Source organism: Oscillospiraceae bacterium (assembly GCA_035353335.1).
Lineage (GTDB): Bacteria > Bacillota > Clostridia > Oscillospirales > JAKOTC01 > DAOPZJ01.
Window position 1 is genome coordinate 1 of the sequence record DAOPZJ010000102.1, and the last position, 3,968, is coordinate 3,968.

Annotated in this window: 3 protein-coding genes; 1 reads left to right on the forward strand and 2 read right to left on the reverse strand. The window is 48.0% G+C overall.

The annotated features are described in order from the left end of the window. Both PKH29_12550 and PKH29_12555 read right to left on the reverse strand, forming a co-directional pair. Nucleotides 1-1,497: alkaline phosphatase family protein (locus PKH29_12550; protein HNX15668.1), on the reverse strand; the 1,497-nt coding region annotated here is incomplete at its 3' end. Between the two features lie 476 nt (nucleotides 1,498-1,973). Continuing rightward, complete coding sequence (locus PKH29_12555) at nucleotides 1,974-3,560, reverse strand: hypothetical protein (GenBank protein ID HNX15669.1); 1,587 nt, start codon at nucleotides 3,558-3,560, stop codon at nucleotides 1,974-1,976. A 37-nt stretch (nucleotides 3,561-3,597) separates the two neighbouring features. Here PKH29_12555 and PKH29_12560 point away from each other — a divergent pair. Continuing rightward, nucleotides 3,598-3,968: hypothetical protein (locus tag PKH29_12560; GenBank protein HNX15670.1), on the forward strand; the 371-nt coding region annotated here is incomplete at its 3' end.

Here is a 3,968-nt window from a genome sequence, read left to right on the forward strand (position 1 = left end):
AGCCAAATAATTTCCTATAAAGTCCTCTGTACGAGGATGAGGTTCTCCTTCACCGAATAGTTTGCCGGCAAACACTTCTTTTTTAGTCAATAAAATATAATCTGCTCCGAACTTTGCGTTAAAGGCCGCTTCGAAGTCCTTTCCCCTGCCCGGCTTAATAAAGAAGGTCAGCGCTCTCGCCTCTATTGACGGCATCCGTTCAAGACATTCCATGATTTCGGGGCATTCGGGGAGATAGCTCCATTCGACATCGAACAGACCGTGATCGGCAGTGACAACAACCAGCGTGTCCGAGAGAGAGGCACAAAGTTTTTCGATCTTTTCATTGATTTGAATAATTTCGTCATGCACCGTTTCATGCGTCGTTCCCAAGTCGTGCATGTCGTAATCCGGCTGAGGCCAATAGGTATAGATATAATTGCGCTGCGGTTCAGCGCAAAGGATCTTGACGGTTTCGCATATTTCGTCGACGTTCTTGCTCTTATAACTCGAAAACGGAGAAACAGACGATGCTTTCACTGCTCCGTTGGCAGCTGTTTCTATCTTCTTATAAATGCTCTCATACGGTATACAGCGCCCGGCGACATTGTAATCAGCGGCGGGCTTGCCGTCGGAACCGGAAATCGTATTCAAGAAGACGCTGACATTTTTATCGAGTTCTTTGAAATACAAACTCCATCCGAGCCACCCATGCTCAATCGGGGATAATCCGCTTTCGAGTGTATTGATCGCGGCGACCGTGGTCGGCGGAAACACCGAGGAGACGGTCTCTTTGAGATTGCGGCGCAAAAAGGCGTCTTCGGGCAGGTGCTTTTTTAAAATTGCGGTGCCGAGGCCGTCAAACAGCATTAAGACGACATTTTTATGGTTCTTTTCGAGCGCTTTGTCCAGCGTTTTTAGGGTATTGTGCTGCGTGGGTACTCCGTAATGTTTCTGAACCGAGGCAATCAAAGCAAGCAGGCTATTGTCATATTCGACCGAGATTTTTCGGCTGTATTCTGCGAATAAGTCATCGATATAAGGGTAGTATTTTTTATCGATAAATTCGCCGCATTCGATCATCGATTTGATCAGCTCGCTAGATGCCCACTTTGCGTCGCAGGTCTCACCCTCCTGCAAAACCACCGAATCAATCGGCCAATCGCAGTCGAACACCCAAACGTCGGAAATATCGGGAAAATTGTAAAATTGTCGCAGTACACTATGATAAAGCCGTCCTTTTGCGGTGTCTAATACCACGCCGAGTTCTTCTTTGACCTCGCGCATCGCAGCGGCGATGCTGTCTTCGCCCGCTAAAACAGAACCTCCGGTGCTCTCCCACATACCGCCGAGAGGCTTGTTTGGCGTGCGTTTGGAAATCAGCCACTCGCCGCGCGAATTGTGCATCCAGACATGCACGACCAGGTGATATTCATCCTGCGACATCGGCTGCCCGCGCTGTATCAATTTTCCGGTTTTTTTCCTGCATTTGTCGTAGACGTCCCATAGTTCGGCCATAATTACCTCCAAGTGTATAGAATTTTCGCCATTGGCCATCCTCCTCTTGCAGTCGTCTTCCTATGTACTTTTTAATCGCCTTTCTTGCCTGTAATAATACTCTCAGCATCAAAATTGCTTGTCATTGTATTATACTTTATTTTTACGTATTTTTCAAATAGCATCAGGCTGCTTTTCCCTTCCGGGGATATCCTTTGTTTGCGACTTACTACGCTTCGGTGATATTGATACCGTCATGCATATATATTTTTTGCATGCTTTTGTTTTAAATATCCACCTCATTTTTTTATATAATTTCCATCCGTACTTCAATTCAGTTAAAATATAGTATTTACAATTCCTACGCACTGCCGATGGTATTCCTTGCAAAACAAGAGAGCCCGGCATAATGCCGGGCTCTCTCGAAACATTCGGATTGAAACGTTTAAGTTAAATACATCCGGGTTGAAAACGTTTCAAGAATCATTTCTTGTCAATCAGGTATAGGACTGGTAATCGTTGACCCAACCCCATGCTTGGTTGACTTCTTTCAGGATCTTATCGCCGCCGATGGCAGCCATGCTCTTCTTGTATGTTGCGAAGAGCTTGTCAACAGTGATTGTGGTCTTCATGAATCCGTCATAAAAGAAGGAAGACTGATAGGATGCGATCTCACCGGAATGCTTGACATAAGTTGCGGAATAGTTTTGTACGCCTTTGTATATCTCCGGCACGGTGATAACCCGGCCTGCGGCAATCGCTTCCTGGGTCATTGCCGAGTTATACGCGATTGTAGCCCTTGATCTTTTAAGAGCGGCATCTTTGTTAGCACCTTCATTGAAAAAGAGATAGTTCTTTGCAGGATAAAGATCGGGTTCAACAACCTGCGCTATGTTGGCTGTTCCGTAATAAATCTTCTTTGCTTCGTCGAAGTACTTACGGGTATAAGTGCCGTCGGACTCTCTGATAATCGCTTTGCCGATCAGATTCGCCCAGCAATCAATCCAGCTGTCTTCGGAGGAAAACATCAGATCGACGAAGAAGTTAACGGTCTCGGCCGGCTGAGGTGTGCCCACCATCAGGCAGTAGCCGCCGCCGCCCGCGCTTGACTTCGCGCTGTTTGCCCACAAAGCCTTGGTCTTCAGACCCACAAGCTGTGTATCATACCAAGTTTCTTCTTGCATTTTGATCCACTCGGTATAGCCGTCGCCGATCAGATCCGCATTGCTTGTTCCGAATTTATCGATCAGCAGTTTGTTGGTCGTATACATACCTTGGTCTCTGAATCTTGCCTGATACAGACAGAAAGAACCGACTCTGGCTGTCGCAAGCTGGTTACGCATATCCGAGAAGCCGCTGTCGAAAGTGGATTTCGGGCAATAACCTTTGGCATAGAAGTAACGGATATAATCAAGAGCTTGTCTGGCGCCGTCTTTCAGAAGAACGTCTTCAAAGCAGTTGGTGGTGGGGTTATAGGTGTAAGCCATTGAGGAGTTCGGGTCCCAGATCCAGCAGTCAAAAGCCGAAAGGATGTTAAAGATACCGTACACATCGCCGCCGCCGAAGATAATCGGGATCACACCTCCGGAGACGCCGAGTTCGGAACTTCTGTCACCGAACGCGGTAATAATTTCTTTAAATTTGCCAACATCCAGGGTGGAACCGACTTCACCCAAACCAAGTTTTTTCATCCAGTCCGCGCGGATGCCCTGAGTCCACATACCCATTTGAGTACCTGTTAAACCAGCATTCCAACCAATGGGAACCGCCCAGATCTGGTTGCCGATTTTAAAGCAGTCGCGCGCTTCTTTGGGAAGCATGTTCCAGGTTTTATTGTTTTTAAGGTATTCGTCCAGAGGATAAACAGCACCCTCATTGAACCACGAGAACATATAGCCCCAGCCGTAATTATAGACCATACCGGTCAGTTCACCTGCGGCCAAACGAGCACTCAAAACGGTGCCGACTTCGGTTTTTGTGATGCAGTCCTCATAAATCTTAACGCCATATCTGGCGCTCAGGGTTTCTCTCCAAAGCTTCTTCTGTTCGAGGTTTTCGGAAGAGTCGCCGAAATGCATCTCCATAACGATCGTGAGCGCCTGGGGGAGGCCGTAATCCGGATTGGATCCGATCTTGGTGGCTCCCGGGGTAGCCTTTGAGGAGGTCGCTTTAGACGATGTGGTGGCTGTCGACGTAGTCGAAGTCACGGACGCTGCGGCAGAATTTGCCGGCGCGGAAGATGCAGCCGACGGGACGGAGGAAACGACCGACGACACGGCGGAAGATTCCGCGGCGACCGATGATTCGACCGACGCTGCGACAGATGACGCCGCGACAGACGACGCTGCCACCGATGAGGTCTCGGAAGGTTTGCAGGCTGCGAACATTGTGATAACCATCATGAGCGCAAGCAAGACAATGAGTACCTTTTTCTTCATGCGTAAAATCTCCTTTCAAATTGAGGCATACACACCTCTGTGGAAAAAAATTGT

Excerpts from the sequence above, each read along its gene's own strand:
- PKH29_12555 (HNX15669.1), bottom strand. The coding sequence starts at position 3,560 with ATGGAGATGCATTTCGGCGACTCTTCCGAAAACCTCGAACAGAAGAAG.